Here is a 14,892-nt window from a genome sequence, read left to right as displayed (position 1 = left end):
TCCAAAGGGGTAGGGGCCGTGTCTCCATCGACCGCGCAGCACCTCCGTCCCTTGTAAGAAGCCGAGGTTAAGGATGAGCGCTTGGGGAGCAAATCTCAGGGCGCGATCATCGGCGTGTGAGCGCCAAGCGCCTGAAATCGGCAGATCGGCCTGGAGAAGCCGTCTCTGGAGAGATTGGCACTCAGCGGGTTTCACCCGGTCGCTGATGCTGCTCGAGATATGTCCGCAGCGATTTCCCGACGTCCTCGATATGTGCCCTCAAAAGATCGCAGGCCGCTGTGATCTGCCCGGTCTCGCAGAGATGAAGGAGATCAGCATGCTCTGCCTCTGCGCGCTTCATGCCATCCGTGAGGGAGAGCTGGAGGCGGGTATGCCGGTCGCATTCCTGAAGGAGATTAACCACGATCGCTAATGTACGAGGCTGTTCTGCGTGACGGTACAAAAGCACGTGAAACTGTGTATTCAATTCGCCCCAGCGCCTGACATGGTTCGCCCGGAGTTCAGCACTGTACTCCTGAAGGATCTGTTTGAGCGTCTTGTAATCATCCTGCGTGAGACGGTTGGCGGACGCCCCTAAAAGTCGCGGCTCAAGCAAGGCTCTGAGCTCAAAAAGCTCCTCGACTTCCTCTGTCGAAAGCTCCGAGACTATGGCTCCCCGGTGAGGGTGAATCTTGACGAGCCCTTCTGCCTCAAGTTGCATCAATGCTTCGCGAATGGGGATTCGGCTCACGCCAAACTCGTTTGCCAAGGCGTCCTGCCGCAGGGGAAATCCGGCCTTGAAATCGCCGTCCAAAATTCGCTCTCGCAGACTTTCTGCTACCGCAGCAGCGATTGTCCGATGCTGAAGGGATTTTTGTGTCGGCTTGGCGACTAATTTCGTTTCAAGGCCCATTGGATCGCCGTTGATGAGGTCAATGCACGTGAGTCATCGCCGCTAAAGCAACATACCCCCGTCTGACTTGACAAGGTAGATTTTATACAATCTACAATAATGCCCATCAATGTCCAGTATCGGAGAAGGCGGAATGGCCAAGATCGGATGGGAGGGGGTTTTCCCCGCGGTTACCACTCAGTTTAAATCGAACTACGAGCTGGACCTCGAGGCCACGGCCCAGGTGATAGATGGGTTGATCAGAGACGGTGTCTCCGGGCTGATCGTCTGCGGAACGGTGGGGGAAAACACGTCACTAAGCCGAGCCGAAAAGGTGGCAATCATGGAGACTGCCAAAGGGGTCGCTCGGGGACGAGTTCCGGTGATCGCCGGGATCGCTGAGTTTACGACGGCCTTCGCCTCGGAGGTTGCCAGAGAAGCCGAGCGGGTAGGGCTCGATGGCGTCATGGTCATGCCGGCCCTGGTCTATTCCTCCAAGCCGCACGAGACCGCCGCACATTTCCGGGGCGTCGCCAAAGCGACCGACCTACCTGTGATGGTTTATAACAACCCTCCGATCTACAAAAATGACGTGACCCCCGACATCCTGGTCTCTCTCGCCGATTGTGAAACGATCGTCTGCTTCAAAGATTCGTCAGGGGATACCCGCCGGTTTACCGATACGAAGAACATGGTTGGTGATCGCTTCGTTCTGTTCGCCGGTCTTGACGATGTCGTGGTTGAGAGCGTGATGCTCGGCGCTGCCGGCTGGGTCTCCGGCATGTCGAATGCCTTTCCTCAGGAAGGCGAAACCCTGTTCAGGCTGGCAAAGGCGGGTCGCTATGAAGAAGCGAAGGCGCTCTATGAATGGTTCATGCCGCTGCTTCACCTCGACGCTCGTCCGGATCTCGTGCAATGCATCAAGCTCTGTGAGGCAATCATGGGCCGTGGAACGGAACTAACTCGCCCGCCGCGCCTCCCTCTGAACGCCCACGAGCGCGCAGAGGTGGAGGCGATCATGGACAAGGCCCTGAGAAGCCGTCCGACTCTTCCGGACGTCGGCTTGAAATCAGCTGCCTGAGGAAGTCGCGGCGAAGGACTGACGATATCCTTCGCCGCTTCGATGGAAGTTGGCAATATCTCTGATCAGCGAGCGAGCGATGGCGCGTCACACCTTCTTTTGCATTGATGGCCATACCTGCGGCAACCCGGTTCGGGTGGTGTCCGGCGGTAGCATTCCCCAGTTGAAGGGGGAGACGATGTTCGACCGCCGGCAGCATTTCATTGCCGAGTACGATTGGATTCGCACAGGTCTGATGTTCGAACCTCGCGGACACGACATGATGTCCGGCTCGATCCTTTACCCGCCTACGCGCTCCGATTGCGACGTGGGCATTTTGTTCATTGAGACGTCCGGCTGTCTCCCAATGTGTGGGCACGGGACGATCGGGACCGTCACCATTGCGCTTGAGAACGGTTTGATCCATCCCAGGATGCCGGGCCTCCTGCGGCTCGACACGCCGGCAGGGGTGGTCGAGGCGCGCTATGAGCAGAATGGCCCCTTTATCGAACGGGTTCGGATCACCAACATTCCGTCTTTCCTCTATGGCACAGGATACGAGGTCGAGGTGGAAGGGCTCGGTTCTCTAACCGTGGACGTCGCTTATGGCGGCAACTTCTACGCCATCGTCGAACCGCAGGCTCTCTACTCCGACTTGGCGGACATCAATCCATCCGATGTCCTGCGCTGGAGCCCCAGGCTGAGGGAAGCCTTCAACGCCCGTTATCGGATTGCGCATCCCGAAAACCCGGAGATCAACCGCCTGACTCATGTTCTGTGGACGGGACGGGCGCAGACGAAGGGCGGAACGGCTCGGAACGCCGTGTTCTATGGCGACAAGGCCATCGATCGATCGCCGTGTGGCACGGGGACATCGGCCCGAATGGCGCATCTCGCGGCGCGGGGGGATCTGAAAGAAAGCGATGAGTTCGTTCATGAGAGCATCATCGGCTCCACCTTCATTGGGCGCATCGAAGGGCGCACGAAGGTCGGAGACCGCGACGCCATCATTCCCTCCATCGAGGGATGGGCGCGGGTCACAGGCTTCAACACCATCGTCATCGACGATCGCGATCCCTTCGCGCACGGATTCCAGGTTGTGGATCGAACCGTGCGAGCCTGATGCCCCGGTTGTCGGGGCGTGTGTATTCAAGTGAACAGGATGCAGGATGCGGATCGCAATCGTCGGTGCTGGAATCGTCGGCCTAACGGCCGCGCATGCCCTCCTCGACAGAGGTCATCGGGTCACTCTCATTGACCCGGGCAATCAGGCGAGGCGGCCGACGGACGGCAATGCCGGCTGGATTGCCCATACCGACATCATGCCACTCGCGTCGCCGAAAGTCTGGCGGAATCTTCCAGGCTGGCTCGTGGATCCGCTGGGACCCCTTACCATCAGGCCAACCTATCTTCCGGCGCTGATGCCATGGCTCATCCGTTTCGTGCTATCCTCATCGCCCATGCGGATCAAGGCGAGCATGGCGGCCATTCGTGCCATCAACGCGGAAGCGCTACCGTCTTGGAAGGCGCTTCTATCCTCGTTGAATCTGAGCACGCATCTGCGAGAGAACGGAATCATGTCCGTGTGGAGGCGTCAGGAGGCCTTTTTGCGGGCCAGGGATGTCCTCGATCACCAGCGTGAACTCGGCATTGAGATCGATGTGCTTGATGGCAACGATCTCAAGCGACTGGAGCCTGCGCTTCAAAACATCGAAGCTGGTGCTCTCTATCCGGATGCGTGCCACATCTCCGATCCTGCCGATTTGGCGTCCGATCTTATGAGGCTCGTTCAGGAGCGAGGTGCAGTGCGTGTAGTCTCCCGCGCTCTAGCGGTGGAGGCAGAGGACAGCGGAATCCATGTGCGAACGAACGATTCCGAAAGAAGTGTCTCTGCCGACAAGGTCGTCATTGCAGCTGGGATATGGTCACGTCCGATCGCAAGGATGCTGGGAGATAGGATCCCTCTCGACACGGAGCGCGGCTATAATGCCACCTATCCCAAGGGTGCTTTCGGTCTCAACCGTCCGATCATGTTCGAGGGCGAGGGTTTTGTCACCACGCCCCTTGATACCGGTGACAGGGTTGGCGGCGCCGTCGAGTTCGCCGGACTGGACTCCCATCCCAATCATGACCGCACATCGGCGATGATCTCTCGCCTGAAGCGCTTCCTTCCCGACTTCGATGCGACACAAAATGCAAGACTCTGGATGGGCTTTCGGCCGTCCATTCCCGACTCTCTTCCCGTCATCGGCGCATCCAGACGAGACGCCCGCGTGGTCTATGCGTTCGGTCATGGTCATCATGGTCTGACCCAGGCGGCGATCACATCACTGCTGGTCGCAGACTTGGTCGATGGAAGGCCTAGCTCGATCGATCTAAAGCCTTATTCGGCGCAGCGCTTCTGAAGAGGCACATCGTCAGGGCTTCCGCGCAGTCCATAGCAGTCTAGGCGCCGATACCCATCATGCGGTCGGTTGAGGCGTAGTCGGCGTGACAGGGATCTCTGGTGGTGATGTGGGAGGCACTCCGATCGGTTCACCCGGCGGTGGTATATCGCCCGGCGTCGTAGGCGGAACGCCGATAGGTTCGGGCTGAGGAGCCTCTGGCGGAGTAGGGGGGCTCACCGGCGCTGGATTGGGGTCAGACGGCGTCGGTTCGGGGTAAGGCTGGTTGGGCAAAGGAATGGGCATCCAGGCGGCGCTCCACTGTCTGATGCGTTTGTCAGAGTCCGTAAAAGGCAATCACCAGCCAAGCACTAGGTTCCGCTCGCAGGGAATCAAGATCCGGTCAGTCCACGTAAAATGTGACGCTATAGCAATAATCGACGATTTAGGAACGCCTAGATGTCCTTGCCGGGCACATTCCATCTGCAGGCTTAGGGAAGGTTCCAAGCCATGAAGTCGTCCGGTTCTGGTAGAGACGTTCGAAGTTGAACTGATCCACGGAGACGAACTCAGCGCCATTCAACGTCGATCGCTGAGGCGTCAATTTCGGGAAGCAGATTCTACCGTGCCGCTGAAACACGGGCTGCTGACGCAAAGTGCTTGAAAGGCCCTCAGAGCGGCATTGTCGGTTACCGACGACCTCATCCCGGCTTCCTGCAATGCCAAACCGTAGCGCCGGCATAAGGCAGGAGCGCCGATCAGCGTAACATGGTTGTCAGGAGCGCTGAACTCCGCGATCGCCTCCCTCACCTCCGCGCCAATCAACAGGCCCGAAAGGTAATCGCTGATCTCTGCGGGAGATAGTTCTCCACACAGAGCGCCGCTGCGTGCCGAGAAAATGCGCCGCAGGACGTGGCCTCCAATGCAGCGGTCCTGCGCAAGCCTGACACCGCGCAGGAAAGCCTCCTGGCTGTCGATTGATTGTTCCGGAATCAGCTTGCTGACGAGGGAGTTCGACTTCAGCAATGTGGCAATCTCCCCCGACATATAAGTGGCGAAATGTTCGATCCGACCCTTCTTGACGGAGACCCACTTGCTGTGAGCGCCGGGAAGGACGACAAGGCCGCTGTTTAGTCCCATCGCGCCGAAAATCTTGAGTTCCTCGCCTCGCATCATGTCGGGCAGGGGATCGCGTACTGAGACGCCCGGAAGAAACACGAGGGACGGCAAGCCGTCCATAAGCTTTATGACTGCTTGCGCAGCGACATCATCCAGAGAGGCAGGCGCCTGCGCATAAGGTGTCTCCACCCAGCCATTGCGGCTGGTGATCATGCCGGAGAGATAGATGCGGCTGGCCTTTGTCGTCCAATCTCCGACGATGTCGCGGAGAGTCTTTTCAAAGGCGCCACCACCGATATGGTTGATACCTCTCGCCTCCTGCCGCTCTCCCCGAAGGGACCCGTCATTGGACAAGAGGAAGGCGTGGAAGGTCATCGAGGTCCATTCGATCGCAATGAACATGCTGGATCCCTCTAGTAGGCTGGCTTGACCGGAAACCAGTCTTTGCGCTCCTCGTCGAGGTAGGCGCCCACGATGCTGTCGACCGCATAGCGTCGCACCGCCTCTTCGTCGACCTCGACGCCAAGGCCTGGCGTGTCTGGGACCTGAAAACGTCCGAGCAGCAAAGCAGGAGGAGCGGCGGAAATGTCTCCGCCGAGATAAGCACGTTCCGTATCGATGGCGAGGCTCATGTTGGGGATCGATGCTGCGAGGTGGATGTAGCCCGCCTGGGACAGCGCCAGTTCTGCGCCCGAGTGCAGCGTCACCGGGATTCCGACGGCCTCGCAGATGGCCGCGGCCTTGATCGTCTGCCACAGCCCACCTTCCTCGTGCGGATCGAGCAACACCACGTCTGCGGCATCGGCACGCACGATGTTGCCGATATCGGACAGAGTGTAGGCACTCTCGTCGAGGGCGATTGGAACCGGCGTCGATCGCCTCAGGAGCGTATGGCCTGCAAGATCATCGAGTTCCAGGGGCTGCTCCACATAGGCCGGGTCGAAGGCTCGCAGCTTTTCCAGTTGCCGCTTGGCGGTGCCGGGTGTCCAGGCGCCGTTCACGTCAAGGCGCAGAGCCCGTGTGCCGATGGCCTCACGGGAGGTCGCTGCCAATTCGATATCGCTCGGCTCGTCGAAGCCAATCTTGACCTTGAAGGTCTCGTAGCCAGCGTCGAGGAACCTTCCGATCCTCTCCTTCAGCTGTTTCACGTCCTTTGTGAACAGATAGGCGGCTGCTTCCACATCCTTGCGCCACCGCCCACCCCAGAGGCTTGACAAGGGAAGCTTCGCCTGCTTGCCGAGAGCATCCCACATGGCCATCTCGAGCGCAGCAACCGCCATCACGGCCGCTCTCTTGTGGTGGTAGTAGCCAGAGCCCAGAACATGCCGGTGCAGGCGCTCCACGTCGGCCACAGGATAGCCTAATCCTACCTTGGCAACGATATCGGCGAACACTGCCGGTACGGCTGCGATCAGCGAGATCGTCTCGCCCCATCCGACGATCCCAGCATCGGTCTCGATCCGGCAGATGAGCCGGGTCGTTCCGATCCTGCGGCCCGACCCCCAAAGAATATTTTCCGTGAACGGGATCCGCACAAGAGCATGGTGAATGGCTGTGATTCTCATTGGGGCGGACCTCTTCAACGAAAGGCGAGTTGACTTGGAACTCGGTTCCAACATAATTCCACCCATCCGGAAGGGTCAATTGGACAAGAGGCTCATCCTTTCGACGGAGCTGTGATGGGACGCATGCAGGCGGAGCTGAGAATCGACGATGAGGTCGAAAGCGGCCCTTCTGGGCCAGTTCCAGGCGTGCAGGCGCTCACGCGAGGCATTCAGCTCATCGAGCTCGTGGCTTCGGCTGCAGTGCCGCCCCGATTTACGGATCTTCTTGACGGCTCCGGCATGCCCAAGGGCACACTGCATCGCATCCTTCAGGCACTTGTTGATGAGCGGCTTCTGAAGCTCGATGGCCGGGATCAGACTTATCGCCTTGGCTCGCGCCTGTTCCAATGGGCACACCGGGTCTGGGACGATTTCGACCTGCGCGGCGCGGCCGAGCCGGAGCTCGAGCGCCTGCGGGACCTCACAGGCGAGACGGTGCGACTCGGAATCCTTGATAGGGATGAGATCCTCTACATCGATCAGCGCGAGGCCCCGCAGCCGGTACGCCTCGGCAACGGCGTCGGAAGCCGAGCCAAACCCTATGCAAGCGGTCTCGGCAAGGCGATCCTTGCGCATCTCTCGCTCGAAATGCGACGCAGACTCCTGGGTGAGGCAGAGCTGCAGCGCCTGACCCCTCACACGATTGCGGATTTCAACGAACTCCTCAGTCAGCTCGATCTCACCAAGGCTCGTGGTTACGCGGTTTCCATCGACGAGCAGAATATCGGCATCAGCTCAGTGGCCGCGCCCATTCTGGATCATGAGGCCAAGCCATTGGGTGCGATCGGGGTTATCGGCCCGTCCTTCCGGTTGCCGCCCGAGCGCCTCCATGCTCTCGGACGTGACGTCATCGAGGCTGCCCGGCGAATTTCCGGCAATATCGGCGAGGTGGCAATGTCGTTGAATATTAACCCCCGGCCGCTCGGTGCCGACCGGGACGACGTGCGATGCGCCATTCCCGCGAGTCTCTTCCTGGGTGAAGGGCCGCATTGGTCTATTCACGACCAGCAGCTCTACTTCGTCGACATTCTCGCGCCGTCCGTCTGCATTGGCGACCCGATCAAGGGGACTTACCGCTCCTGGCCGATGCCCGAGCTGACGAGCTTCCTGATCCCGCGCAAGGCAGGTGGATTCATTGCCGGCATGCAGAACGAGGTGCGAGCCATCAATCCGGAATCGAACGAGAGCATGGTGCTTGCCCGACCCGAGATCGGCCGTCCGGGGAACCGGTTCAATGATGGAAAGTGCGATCGCCATGGCCGGCTATGGGCCGGTACGCTCGCCATCGACACGACTCCGGGGCAAGGCTCGCTCTGGCGGCTTGATCCCGACGGGAGGGTTCATGAAATGGACCGGGGCTTCCACGTCTCGAATGGCCTAGGCTGGAGCCCCGACGATCGTCTCTTTTATTTCACCGATACCGCGAAGCAGACAATCTACGTCTATGATTTCGACAGTACGACCGGATCCATAGAGAACAGGCGCATTTTCGTGACCGTGCCGGAGAGCGAAGGCAAGCCGGACGGCTTGACCATTGATGGCGAAGGGTTCGTATGGAGCGCACATTGGGACGGCTGGTGCGTCACGCGGTATGATCCGGAAGGGCGTGTGGAGCGCGTCATCAACTTGCCGGTGCCCCGGCCGACCAGCTGCGTATTCGGCGGCGCGGAGATGCACACCCTCTTCGTGACTTCGGCCCGCATTCGCCTGTCTGCGGGACAAATCGCCGATGCTCCGCTGTCGGGCAGCGTTTTTGCCATTGAGACCGGCATCAAGGGGCTACCGGAAAACGTCTTCGGCGGGTGACAGATACTTCAGGGACACGCAATCGATATGGCCAAACTAGAGCTTCATCAGGTCCGGAAGTCGTTCGGAAGTGTCGACGTGCTCAAGGGGATCGACCTGACGGTCGAAGACGGTGAGTTCGCCGCCTTCGTTGGGCCGTCAGGATGTGGCAAGTCCACACTTCTGCGCTTGATCTGCGGTCTCGATGAGATCTCGTCCGGTCAGATGATCATCGACGGTCACGTGGTGAATGACGTGCCTCCGGCCAAGCGCGGGATCGCCATGGTGTTTCAGTCATATGCCCTGTATCCGCACATGACCGTCGCCGACAATATGGGCTATGCCTTGAGACTGGCAGGAACACCGCGCGAGGAGATCCGCCGTCGGGTTGAGGCGGCCGCCCGGGTGCTGCGGATCTCCGAATACGTGGACCGCAAGCCCCGCCAGTTGTCGGGCGGCCAACGTCAACGCGTCGCGATCGGTCGTGCCATCGTTCGGGAGCCGAAGATCTTCCTGTTCGACGAGCCCCTCTCCAATCTGGATGCGGCACTCCGGGTCGAGATGCGCATTGAGATTGCGCGCATGAAGGAACGTCTCGGCACCACAATGATCTATGTCACTCACGATCAGATCGAGGCCATGACGCTGGCCGACAAGATCGTAGTGCTCAATGCCGGTAAGGTCGAGCAAATCGGGTCTCCGCTCGATCTTTACAACACCCCGGCCAATCGTTTCGTTGCAGGCTTCATAGGAAGTCCGCGGATGAACTTCTTAATCGTCCAGGGGCACCGCCTCGATGGCGGACGGGTGAGAATGCCCGGCGGGTCCATCTCGTTGAACACGTCGGCGCCTGAAGCTGCCCACGAGATTGGTGTGCGGCCAGAGCATCTTGAACTCTGCGCACCGGGGACCAGCAATGCTCTCGACGGTCGCGTCGCCATGACAGAGCATCTCGGCAGCGATACCTACGCCTATGTGGCACTTGATGGCACCGACGAGATGATTGTCGTTCGTCTCGATGGAGAGCGCCCCATCAGCCAGGGCGAACGGGTAGGCGTCTTGGTCAATCCAGATGCCGTCCATGTCTTCTCGAAAGACGGACGGACGCTGGCTTCCGCAAAGCCGATGGCGAGGAATGCGGCATGAGCCTCCATCCTGAGCTCATCCCACGCGTGACGGTGGATTGCGCCACCTATCCGAGCTTGAGGGAAAAAGGCGTTCTGATTACGGGAGGCGGGTCCGGAATCGGAGCATCCCTGGTTGAGCACTTCTGCGGACAGGGCGCACGCGTTGGCTTCATTGATCTGAGCCAGGACTACGCACATGAGACGGCTCGGCGTGTTGCGGCGGCGACGGGCAACCAGCCGCATTATGAGGCGGCAGATCTGCGCGACATCCGGGCGCTTCGATCTGCCATCAGGTCACTTTCGGAGCGGATCGGGCCAGTTCGGATCCTGATCAATAATGCCGGCAATGACGACCGCATGCCGATCGAAGACGTAACGCCCGAATATTGGGACGAGCGCTTCCAGACCAACCTGCGACACCAGTTCTTTGCCGCGCAGGCCGTGATCGGTGAGATGACCCGGGCAGGGGGCGGCTCCATCATCAATATGGGATCGATCTCCTGGATGCGAGGAGCCTCCGGCCTAATTTTCTATACGACAGCGAAATCTGCCGTGATGGGTTTGACCAAATCGCTCGCGCGAGAGCTCGGCGAGCGCAACATCCGAGTCAATTCCATCGCACCGGGCTGGGTCCTGACAGAGCGCCAGGTCGAGCGGGCAAAGCGCATCTATCAGGGGAAGTTTTCAGAATACCTCGAAGTACAGTGCCTCAAGGAACATCTCTTGCCTCCGGACATCGCCCGGATGGCGCTCTGGCTCGGCGCCGACGACTCGCGTCTCGTTACGGCGCAGATGTTCATCGTCGACGGAGGGGTGGTCTAGCGCACGGCCATCCTCGGTCAAAGCACGTGCGCAGAAATATGGGGCTTTGCTCCGTATCGGGAGGAAGAACGATGAAACGATTCGCACCGGTTGCGTCCGCCGCTATATTGGCAGCGAGTCTCGCTCTATCGGGTCAGGCCGCGAAGGCCGCCGATGTCAGCTTCATGAGCTTCAGCTATGCGGAAGAGGCCGCCAAGCCATCCGTTGACGCATTGCTCAAGGGCTTCGAGGCTCAGACCAAGCTCACGGTCGAGCCCCTGGGCTATGCCTGGGGCGACATGCAGAAGAACATCTTCTTGAGAGCGCGTTCCAAAACTCTGCCGAGTGTCGCTCAACTGTCCGAGCGCTGGCTGCCAAGCTTTGCCAACGTGGCTGGTCTCGTCGATCTGAACGAGGTCTATGGCAAGGACAAGCTGGCTGCGACGTTCGCTCCCGATGCTCTCGCCATGGGACAGGTCGGCTCGAAGCAACTGGCTTTGCCGCTCATCTCCGGTTCCATCGGCCTCATTGCTAACAAGGCGGTGCTGGAGAAGGCCGGCGTCAGCAAGACGCCGACGACTATCGAGGAGTTCCGGAGCGCCCTGGTGGCGGTACGTGACAAAGTACCGAACTCGGTGCCATACACGATGGCAACCAAGAATAACGGCTCGATCCTGCTCGACTTCATGATCTGGACCTGGACCTTCGGTGGTGAAATCATCGACGAACAGGGAAAGGTGAAAATCGGGAGCGCGGATGCCGGCAAGCAGGCGCTTGGCTTCATGGTTGGGCTGATGAAAGATCGTCTAGCCGCCCCCGAGATCGATCGACCCGATGCTCGTCGCCTTGTGGCGCAGGGAGCCTCCGCCTTCTTCTTCGATGCACCGCAGGCCAGGACCCACCTGCGCAGCTTCTCCGGCCAGGGGTCGGCCTTCGATGCGAACGTCCTGCCTCTTGCGACGCCGATCGCTATCGCCGGCCGGGAGCCCGCCTCGATTCAGTGGGGTCATCTGCTGGTGCAGTTCTCATCCACCGGCAAGGCCAATGCCGATGCGGCGGCTAGCCAGTTCATTACCTATCTGACGTCCGACGAGGCGCAATCCAAGTTCCCGCTTGAACAGAGCGCTCTTCCTGTCACGAAATCCGCACGCGCCAATCCAAAGGTAGCAGGCGACGCGTTCCTGACGGCTTGGGCAAAGGCTGCAGGCAACCCGCGCCGTAACGAAGTCGGTATTTGGCCGAACGCTGCCGAACTCACGCAGATTATCGGCGAGGAGGTGCAAGGCGCGTTGCTGGGCCAGAAGAGCATCGACGATTCGATCCAGTCGATGCAGAAGCGACTTGAGACATCCATGGCGAATGTCATTAAGCAGAACTGACCGGCATGGCTGGCTGCCTTTGAGGGCAGCCAGTCGCGATTCACACGCATCTCTTTGCACGCGATGATCCTATGACCCTTGCCGCCGAGATCCCATCAAGTCCTGCACCTGCCCAGGTGTCACCGCATGCCGTCCGCGGCGGTCTTAAGGCCGGTCAGCGCCGAGTTGGACTGATGCTCCTCCTTCCGGCGGCGATCGCCTTTGGAGGCATCATCCTCTATCCCTTCCTCCAGGCGCTGGCGCTCTCACTCTTCGAATACACGCTTGAGACGCCCGCACCTCGATTCGACGGCCTGGGGAATTTCACCAAGATCGCCGCAACACCAGACGTATGGCAGGCTTTCCTGACGACTGCCATTTACGTGTTCTTCACAACCGCTGGGACGCTCGTCCTGGGACTCGCATGGGCGCTTATTCTGAACCAGCCCTTCCGCGGCCGTGGGTTCCTGCGCTCCATGTCGCTCCTTCCCTGGGTGTTGCCGAGCACGGTGAGTGCCTTCATCTGGGGTTGGATCTTCAACAGCCGCTACGGGGTGCTGAATGCGTTTCTGCTGGAGATGGGCTTTATCGAGATGCCACAGGCTTGGCTTTCCACCTCAGCGGGAGCCATGGTCGCCGTGATCATCACCAAGATCTGGTTGTCGATCCCGCTCTTCATGGCGTTCTTTCTGGCGGGGTTGCAGAACCTGGATCGGGAGCAGGTTGATGCCGCCCGAGTCGATGGCGCCAATAACTGGGCGATCCTACGCGATCATGTTCTTCCTCACCTTCGTCCGGTGCTGATCGTCGTTGTAGTGCTCGGCGTCATCGGGAACCTGCAGCAATTCGACACGATCTATGCCTTGACCGGGGGCGGACCGGTGCGCGCGACCGCCGTTCTCTCGGTCGAAGTCTACCGTCGCGCCTTTGAACAATGGGATGTCGGCTTGGCGTCGGCAATCGGCGTCCTGTGGGTGGCGACTCTGCTGCCGCCCGCGTTCCTGTATCTGCGTATGCTGGTGAAAGGCGCCTGACATGTTTGATCTTTCCAGCACCGTCTCGAAGGTGGTCTTCAGCCTGACGCTCGCGCTGATCGGCCTGTTTCTGTTCTTTCCGCTCTATTGGCTAGTGATATCCTCTATGAAATCGAACGCTGAGCTTTACAGCATCGTTCCGACTCCGTTTCCGACGACTCCGACTTTGACGCATTTCGTGACGGCGCTGACGACAGGCAAGCTGCCGATGTATTTGTTCAACAGCCTGATCGCCTCGGGATCGAGTGCGGCCCTCAACACGCTTCTGGCGCTTTACGCGGGCTACAGCTTTGCAAAGTATCGCTTTGCCGGGCGGCAGCCGGCAATGCTCTTCATGCTGTCCGCGCAGATGTTTCCGTTCGGCCTGCTTCTCATCAGCATCTATCCACTGATGAGCGAGGCTGGGCTCCTGGACACCCGTCCTGGTCTAATTCTGAGTTACATCGTTTTTGCCCTGCCCGTATCCACCTATATGCTCTATAGCTATTTCTCGCAGGTGCCCGACGAATTGATCGAAGCTGCGCGGGCGGACGGCGCCAGTGATCTGCGCATCCTCCACACAATCGTCGTCCCGATCTCGATCCCGCCCATCGTGACAGTCTTCCTCTACTCGTTCATGTGGTCATGGAACGATCTTCTCTATTCGATGACACTTATCGTCTCGGACGACAAGCGAACCATCGGGCCCGGCCTGCTGCTCACGTATCTGAACGAAGTCAATTCTGATTGGGGTGGCGCGATGGCAGCATCCTTACTGGCGTCGGCTCCCATCGTGGCGGCTTTCCTTTTCCTCCAGCGATACTTTATCCAGGGCGTTACGGCAGGAGCTGTCAAATGAAGACCCCGCTTTCAGGTGCTTTCCCCGTCCTTGCGACTCCCTTCCGTTCAAATGGCGCTATCGATGAAACGGACTTTCTGTCGATCATCCGCTTTGCACTTGAGAGCGCCGTCGATGGAGTCGTCTATCCGGGTGTGGCCAGCGAAGTGGAGACTCTGAGTGAGGAGGAGCGGCGTAATCAAGTCAATCTTCTCGCCAGAGAAATCAATGGGCGCGTTCCCATCATCATCGGCGGCAGTGATCCCGATCCCGCCGTGGCCGCCCGTCATGTGGCCCATGCGGCGGAGATCGGTGCTGCCGCCGTGATGGTGATGGCTCCGGGGCATCTCGGAAACTCAATCGAAGCCCAGACCGAGTATTTTCAACAGGTGGCGGCGAATGCCACCGTCCCGCTTATGCTGCAAAACCAGCCCAAGCCAATCGGTGCCGGATTGACGCCAGAGGAAGTGGCGGCCGTAGCGTCTGCCGTCGACATGGTACGGTACATCAAGGAGGAAACGCCACCTTGCGGACAACACCTCACGCGGATCAAGAACGCAGTGGGCGGTTCAGTGGATGCAATATTCGGCGGGGCTGGCGGACGCTATGTCATGGACGAGATGGCCCGCGGCGCAGCCGGCACCATGCCCGCTTGTGAGTTCGCCGACATCCACGCCATGATGATCGGGTCATGGCACCAGGGCGATGTCGCAACCGCGCGGAGGCTGTACTCCGCCTCGCTACCTCTTCTCACTTTTCAGGCGATCTTCCGCATGCATATGACCAAGGAAGTTCTGCGTCGGCGTGGAGTCGTTCGCAACACCTTCGTCCGCGCCAAAGGGCCAAAACTCGACGATGGCGATCGAGCCGAGCTCACTCTCCTGCTTCAGGAAGCATCGCTTCCGTACAAGCATCATCGTCCGGTTTGACCA

The 14,892-nt window shown here is 59.6% G+C and carries 13 protein-coding genes; 10 read left to right on the top strand and 3 right to left on the bottom strand.

The annotated features are described in order from the left end of the window. Positions 1 to 181: 181 nt before the first annotated feature. Complete coding sequence (locus KBI52_RS31195; protein WP_173950166.1) at positions 182 to 892, bottom strand: GntR family transcriptional regulator; 711 nt, start codon at positions 890 to 892, stop codon at positions 182 to 184. Positions 893 to 1,025: 133 nt separating this feature from the next. Between KBI52_RS31195 and KBI52_RS31190 the strand changes: the two genes are divergently transcribed. From KBI52_RS31190 to KBI52_RS31180, 3 genes are all read left to right on the top strand, one after another. Then, the gene (locus KBI52_RS31190) at positions 1,026 to 1,952 is read left to right on the top strand and encodes a dihydrodipicolinate synthase family protein (protein ID WP_173950167.1); all 927 of its coding nucleotides are present in this window, start codon (positions 1,026 to 1,028) and stop codon (positions 1,950 to 1,952) included. Positions 1,953 to 2,031: 79 nt separating this feature from the next. Further along, on the top strand, positions 2,032 to 3,054 hold the full coding sequence (locus tag KBI52_RS31185) for a 4-hydroxyproline epimerase (RefSeq protein WP_210812752.1): 1,023 nt from the start codon (positions 2,032 to 2,034) through the stop codon (positions 3,052 to 3,054). A gap of 46 nt (positions 3,055 to 3,100) precedes the next feature. Then, the gene (locus KBI52_RS31180) at positions 3,101 to 4,336 is read left to right on the top strand and encodes an FAD-binding oxidoreductase (protein WP_173950169.1); all 1,236 of its coding nucleotides are present in this window, start codon (positions 3,101 to 3,103) and stop codon (positions 4,334 to 4,336) included. 579 nt (positions 4,337 to 4,915) lie between these two features. Here KBI52_RS31180 and KBI52_RS31175 read toward each other — a convergent pair. Both KBI52_RS31175 and KBI52_RS31170 read right to left on the bottom strand, forming a co-directional pair. After that, positions 4,916 to 5,836 (bottom strand): 2-dehydro-3-deoxygalactonokinase, encoded by a 921-nt coding sequence (locus tag KBI52_RS31175; protein WP_210812751.1) that lies wholly within the window; start codon positions 5,834 to 5,836, stop codon positions 4,916 to 4,918. Positions 5,837 to 5,847: 11 nt separating this feature from the next. Then, positions 5,848 to 6,999: a mandelate racemase/muconate lactonizing enzyme family protein gene (locus tag KBI52_RS31170; RefSeq protein ID WP_210812750.1), complete on the bottom strand. Its 1,152-nt coding sequence runs from the start codon at positions 6,997 to 6,999 to the stop codon at positions 5,848 to 5,850. 114 nt (positions 7,000 to 7,113) lie between these two features. On the opposite strand from KBI52_RS31170, the gene KBI52_RS31165 reads away from it, so the two are divergent. The 7 genes from KBI52_RS31165 (at position 7,114) to KBI52_RS31135 (ending at position 14,889) form a co-directional block, all read left to right on the top strand. After that, complete coding sequence (locus tag KBI52_RS31165) at positions 7,114 to 8,844, top strand: SMP-30/gluconolactonase/LRE family protein (RefSeq protein ID WP_259060470.1); 1,731 nt, start codon at positions 7,114 to 7,116, stop codon at positions 8,842 to 8,844. 27 nt (positions 8,845 to 8,871) lie between these two features. After that, a complete protein-coding gene (locus KBI52_RS31160; protein WP_173950172.1) occupies positions 8,872 to 9,969 on the top strand; it encodes an ABC transporter ATP-binding protein in 1,098 nt (365 codons plus the stop codon). Continuing rightward, the gene (locus KBI52_RS31155) at positions 9,966 to 10,772 is read left to right on the top strand and encodes an SDR family NAD(P)-dependent oxidoreductase (RefSeq protein WP_173950173.1); all 807 of its coding nucleotides are present in this window, start codon (positions 9,966 to 9,968) and stop codon (positions 10,770 to 10,772) included. Before KBI52_RS31160 ends, KBI52_RS31155 begins: the two co-directional genes overlap by 4 nt. Positions 10,773 to 10,936: 164 nt before the next feature. Then, positions 10,937 to 12,130 (top strand): extracellular solute-binding protein, encoded by a 1,194-nt coding sequence (locus KBI52_RS31150; RefSeq protein WP_210812749.1) that lies wholly within the window; start codon positions 10,937 to 10,939, stop codon positions 12,128 to 12,130. 173 nt (positions 12,131 to 12,303) lie between these two features. Further along, a complete protein-coding gene (locus tag KBI52_RS31145; RefSeq protein WP_210812748.1) occupies positions 12,304 to 13,143 on the top strand; it encodes a carbohydrate ABC transporter permease in 840 nt (279 codons plus the stop codon). A gap of 1 nt (position 13,144) precedes the next feature. Next, entirely contained in the window at positions 13,145 to 13,981 is an 837-nt protein-coding gene (locus KBI52_RS31140) for a carbohydrate ABC transporter permease (protein ID WP_210812747.1), read from the top strand. Then, positions 13,978 to 14,889, top strand: coding sequence for a dihydrodipicolinate synthase family protein (locus KBI52_RS31135; RefSeq protein ID WP_173950177.1), 912 nt, complete (start codon positions 13,978 to 13,980; stop codon positions 14,887 to 14,889). Before KBI52_RS31140 ends, KBI52_RS31135 begins: the two co-directional genes overlap by 4 nt. Positions 14,890 to 14,892 lie beyond the last annotated feature (3 nt).

This window comes from Microvirga sp. HBU67558, from assembly GCF_018069605.1.
Taxonomy (GTDB): Bacteria; Pseudomonadota; Alphaproteobacteria; order Rhizobiales; family Beijerinckiaceae; genus Microvirga; species Microvirga terrae.
Note: the sequence above shows the minus strand (reverse complement) of the source record. Positions and strands in the feature narration are given on the sequence as shown.

Bases quoted from the DNA above. Each gene is read 5' to 3' on its own strand.
- KBI52_RS31195 (WP_173950166.1), bottom strand. From the start codon at position 892: ATGGGCCTTGAAACGAAATTAGTCGCCAAGCCGACACAAAAATCCCTT.
- KBI52_RS31190 (WP_173950167.1), top strand. From the start codon at position 1,026: ATGGCCAAGATCGGATGGGAGGGGGTTTTCCCCGCGGTTACCACTCAG.
- KBI52_RS31185 (WP_210812752.1), top strand. From the start codon at position 2,032: ATGGCGCGTCACACCTTCTTTTGCATTGATGGCCATACCTGCGGCAAC.
- KBI52_RS31180 (WP_173950169.1), top strand. From the start codon at position 3,101: ATGCGGATCGCAATCGTCGGTGCTGGAATCGTCGGCCTAACGGCCGCG.
- KBI52_RS31175 (WP_210812751.1), bottom strand. From the start codon at position 5,836: ATGTTCATTGCGATCGAATGGACCTCGATGACCTTCCACGCCTTCCTC.
- KBI52_RS31170 (WP_210812750.1), bottom strand. From the start codon at position 6,999: ATGAGAATCACAGCCATTCACCATGCTCTTGTGCGGATCCCGTTCACG.
- KBI52_RS31165 (WP_259060470.1), top strand. From the start codon at position 7,114: ATGGGACGCATGCAGGCGGAGCTGAGAATCGACGATGAGGTCGAAAGC.
- KBI52_RS31160 (WP_173950172.1), top strand. From the start codon at position 8,872: ATGGCCAAACTAGAGCTTCATCAGGTCCGGAAGTCGTTCGGAAGTGTC.
- KBI52_RS31155 (WP_173950173.1), top strand. From the start codon at position 9,966: ATGAGCCTCCATCCTGAGCTCATCCCACGCGTGACGGTGGATTGCGCC.
- KBI52_RS31150 (WP_210812749.1), top strand. From the start codon at position 10,937: ATGAGCTTCAGCTATGCGGAAGAGGCCGCCAAGCCATCCGTTGACGCA.
- KBI52_RS31145 (WP_210812748.1), top strand. From the start codon at position 12,304: ATGCTCCTCCTTCCGGCGGCGATCGCCTTTGGAGGCATCATCCTCTAT.
- KBI52_RS31140 (WP_210812747.1), top strand. From the start codon at position 13,145: ATGTTTGATCTTTCCAGCACCGTCTCGAAGGTGGTCTTCAGCCTGACG.
- KBI52_RS31135 (WP_173950177.1), top strand. From the start codon at position 13,978: ATGAAGACCCCGCTTTCAGGTGCTTTCCCCGTCCTTGCGACTCCCTTC.